This window comes from Mesorhizobium sp. M1E.F.Ca.ET.063.01.1.1 (assembly GCF_003998155.1).
Classification (GTDB): Bacteria; Pseudomonadota; Alphaproteobacteria; order Rhizobiales; family Rhizobiaceae; genus Mesorhizobium.
This window is the reverse complement of the sequence record NZ_RZSC01000676.1, coordinates 1-3,162: the sequence shown is the minus strand read 5'-3', so window position 1 is coordinate 3,162 and position 3,162 is coordinate 1. Positions and strand designations below refer to the sequence as shown.

The 3,162-nt window shown below is 60.6% G+C and carries 1 protein-coding gene and 1 pseudogene; both read left to right on the top strand.

Features of this window, described 5'->3' with window-relative positions; genetic code table 11:
• Positions 1–481: pseudogene (locus EOA29_RS30400) on the top strand (hypothetical protein); the annotation flags it as partial.
• 755 nt (positions 482–1,236) lie between these two features.
• Positions 1,237–3,162 (top strand): DUF5801 repeats-in-toxin domain-containing protein (locus EOA29_RS30395; protein ID WP_145969882.1); only part of this gene is annotated, 1,926 nt, incomplete at its 3' end.

Here is a 3,162-nt window from a genome sequence, read left to right as displayed (position 1 = left end):
CAACTCCGAGGACCTCGTCGTGATCCTCGACCTGAAGGACGCCAACGGCAATGAAATAACCAGAGCCGTCAACGTCGAGAACTCGGACCTGATCAAGGGTAACGCCAATGTTCCCGCCCCGTACAACACCGAGTTCACGCTCGATAACAACGATGCCTTGCTCATCATCGAAAAGAACGACTACACGGTCTCCGGCGAGACCTACAAGATACAGGGCCTCCAGATCATGCAGAGCGCCAATGGGTTGACGGGTGACGCCATCAACCTGAACGGGGCCGTCGGAGCCAATGGCGGCAGCAGTGCCACCAGCAACCTGACGGCTTGGGATACGACCGACAATGATGTCCTGAAGATCGTGGACATCGGGTTCGTGCAGCAGACCACCGGGACAATCGGCGCCAACCTCGACTTCGGGTTCCAGATAGCGGACGCGGACGGCGACACGACGGCGACGCAGCATATCCTCGTCGACATCGCCTGACGCCTGACCAAGCGGGGGCAGCCATGCTGCCCCCGTTCGATACCCACAGATCTACGATAGGGTGCTGTCGAGCGGATCGATCGTCGACACGCTGCTGTAGTGCCCTGACCGCCTTCGCCACAACCGTCCCGCTGTAGAGCACTTCGCGGCGCGTCAACTGACAGTGGAAACCGGCAATGCCATCGTCCAATCCATCATTGGTACTATGGCGGGCGTCCGCCTGCATAAGCCTATTCAATCTGCTCGCCGCTCCCACGGTCAAGTTCACGGGCGCGATCGAGTATATTTTCTTGTATTTTCAAATAGTTCCTACAGCAGGGACAAAAGTCCCTCTTGGGGAGGGACCATTTCCCCAAGTCACATACCTTCCAAAAAATCAACAGTCCGATTTGAACTTTCCACAAATAAGCGTAAACTTTTTATTGCTCATGTACTGAGCGGGAGGCGTACAGGCAGTCAATAGCCTGTTGAAGAGGGGCGGGGTTGAGTATGCCCTCATTATTGATCCTTGGTGCCCGCCGTTGGTGGGTTACCGATGCGCATAGGACGCATCCGCCCAGAATTGCCTGACGGGGCACGGAGCGGAGGATCGCGGTGGTTCCTCCCAACACCCTCTACCCCCTGAGTCAATCCACAACTCCAGTTTCCTTTAACGATGGCGCACAGCGCCGGCCCTGCCGGCGGATGCGCGCCCATGCGACCGGTTGCCAGCGTTGGGGCTGATTTCGCGCCTGTCGCATTGAACGGAGGCGATTATGACGACCACCATCGACATCAATGGCACGCTTACCCTCGACCAGAGCTCAGGATCTCAGGGCGACGATACCGCCATCACCAGCGATCTCACCGGTCTTTCGACCACCTTCAAGAATTTCCTCAACGGACTGACCGGCGACCTGCAGCTTTCGGCGGGTCAGCTTAGCTTTGCCGATGATGTTGAGGCCGCCGTCAGCGGCGCCGGCTTCGTCACGGTCAATCCGGACGGCGCCACGATCAGCAAGCTGTTCTTCTCGGACAGCAGCGGCAATGCGTTCGACGGCGACCAGGTCATCTACAATGGCAGTCCCCTGCAAACGGTCGACGGCGACAACATCTATCTCCATTCCTATGCGAATGGCACGATCGTGCTGGCCACCACCAGTGCGACCGAAGGCGCGGGCGATGTCGTCGCGGCTTTCTATCTGAACGCGGCCGGCGACAACCTCAGCGCCAGTATCGAGATGGTCACCTTCGAGGCCATCGCGCATCCGGACAGCACCAATTCAAACGACAGCATTGACTGGACCAATCTTCTCAACGTCTCCAGCACGGGCTCCTTATCCTTCAATTTTGACGGTCTCGCCTCGGGCAACAATCTATTCGTGGCCGTCGGCTCGTCCGGCGCGGGGATGGTGGTGAGCGGCATACATCCGGTCATCCACGCCGACGGAACGCTCGACAATTCAGGCGACAACATCAAGACCAGCCAGGGCGGCATCGGCGCCACGATCGGCGTCAACAACCAGATGTTCGACCCGGGCGAGACAGCGGTGTTCAGCTTCGTCAAAGGCCAGGCGCCGGGCACATATAACGACCTTGACAACATGAGCTACACCGACTTCATCGATGTCACCGACGCCACGCTCTTCATCTCCCAGACGGAAGGCAGTCCGGGTACCAACTTCACCGTGAAAATCGGCGCGTTCAGCGCCGGCGGCGCTTCGACGAATCCCGAAAGTGGCCGCAGCTATCTCGACAACGATCTCAACAGCGGCGCAAATCTCGGCAATGACGCCAATCAAAGCGCGCTTACCGACGACACGAAGGTAGCCATCGTTCGCGTCGTCATCCGGGACGGCAACGGGCAGATCGTTACCAACACCACGGTGAACGACAATTACGTCACCTTCAACGCGGACGGCACCATAACCGCGCAGCACCTCAACGATTCCTATACGGTGCAGTGGTTCACCGACAACACCGGCACACAAACCCTTGAGACCTTCAACCGCTTCCAGGCGACGGCGGTGGTCGGCAAATTCGACGTCGGCCGGGTCGACCTGTCGCAAGGCGTTACGGTGACAGAGTCGGTCGGCGACAAGCTCGTCACCAACGACGACGGCCCGACGGTGTCGACCAACGCGGCCGTGCAGCTCGACGACGACGCGCTGACCGGCGGCAATGCAGGCGGCACAGGCGACGTCAATCCCGACACCGCCAACACCACCGGCACGCTGGCGCACAGCTACGGCGCCGACGGCGCCGGCTCGACGCTGCTGACGGGCGCCGGCCTGCCGACCTCCTCGACGACGGAAGGAGCCTTCATCCAGACGGTGAACGGCGCCGGGACGCTGCTGACGATCAGCCAGATCCAGAACGGCGTTGCGGTGGCGGTGGTGTCGGTGTCGCTGTCGAACACGACGGCTGGCGCCTACACGGTCACGCAATTGCATGCGATCGACCATCCGGCGGGTCTGGACGAGAACGACGTCTCGTTCACGATCGGCTACACGACCACCGACCATGACGGCGACACGGCGGCCGGCTCGATGTCGATCAATGTCGACGACGACACCCCGACGGTGTCGACCAACGCGGCCGTGCAGCTCGACGACGACGCGCTGACCGGCGGCAATGCAGGCGGCACAGGCGACGTCAATCCCGACACCGCCAACACCACCGGCACGCTGGCGCACAGCTAC